The organism is Streptomyces palmae (genome assembly GCF_004684805.1).
GTDB lineage: Bacteria > Actinomycetota > Actinomycetes > Streptomycetales > Streptomycetaceae > Streptomyces > Streptomyces palmae.
In genome coordinates, this window is the sequence record NZ_SRID01000733.1 from 1 (window position 1) to 1,015 (window position 1,015).

General features: G+C 73.1%; 1 protein-coding gene. It reads left to right on the forward strand.

What is annotated here, in order from left to right; all coding sequences use genetic code 11:
• Nucleotides 1–138: 138 nt before the first annotated feature.
• Entirely contained in the window at nucleotides 139–984 is an 846-nt protein-coding gene (locus E4099_RS32370) for a YihY/virulence factor BrkB family protein (protein ID WP_135342643.1), read from the forward strand.
• Nucleotides 985–1,015: the final 31 nt, after the last annotated feature.

The window sequence follows — 1,015 nt, forward strand, 5'->3', positions numbered from 1 at the left end:
AGCCGGCCGTGGGCGGCCCCGGGGGAACGTCCCGGGCGGCGGGGTGCGGCACGGCGCCGAGGTGCCGTCCGCTCGGCGCGGCCACACCGCCGCCGGTTCGTCCACCATCGGGTTCCGCCGACGTGGTAAGGGACAGGTATGCCGAAAAAGCCTGCCGGTGACGCGCCCTCCCGGTCGTGGTTCCCCTGGGTACGCCGCACCGTCCACCACCCGCTGGTCCGGACCGGGTGGCGCCGGTTCCAGGAGGAAGAGGTGTTCCACCGCTCGCTGGGGTTCGCCGCCCTCGGCTTCCTCACCCTGGTCCCCCTGCTGATCGTGGTCTCGGCGGCCGGTACGGGCCAGGGACGCGGCTTCGCGCAGTGGCTGGGGGAGGGGCTCGGCGTCACCGGGGCCTCCCAGCGGGAGATCGAGCGGTTGTTCGCCCGACCGGGGCAGGTACTGCGTACCACCACCGCCCTCGGCCTGGCCTCGCTGGCGGTCTTCGGCCTCACCTTCGGGACGGCGGTGCAGACCGGCTACGAGAAGATCTGGGAACTGCCTCCGGCGCGCTGGCACGCCCGCTGGCGGCATGTGGTGTGGGTCGGGGTGCTCATCGGGTACCTGCTGCTGTCCGCCCTCGGGCCGCGGTGGCTGGACCCGCCGGCCAGCGTGCTGGCCGCGGCGCTGAGCGCCGTGCTGTTCTTCTGGTGGTCGCAGTGGCTGCTGCTGAGCGGACGGGTCGGCTGGGGTGCCGTACTGCCCGGCGCGATCGCCACCGTCGTCGGCCTGATCGGCCTTCGGGGCTTCTCCGTGCTCGTCTTCTCGCCGCTGATCGCCTCCAACGCGGTGACCTACGGTCCGTTCGGTACGGTCCTGGTCATCCAGTCCTGGCTGGTCGGCGTGGGGGTGGTGGTCTTCGGCGGGGCGCTGGTGGGGCGGCTGCTGTACGAGGAGTTCCGCCACGACTTCCACGACCGCGACCGGCCCGCATGGCCCCGTCACTGAATCACCGCCCCGCCCACCACCGCCCCAGGAG

Coding starts and splice junctions, on each gene's coding strand:
- E4099_RS32370 (WP_135342643.1), top strand. CDS start 139: ATGCCGAAAAAGCCTGCCGGTGACGCGCCCTCCCGGTCGTGGTTCCCC.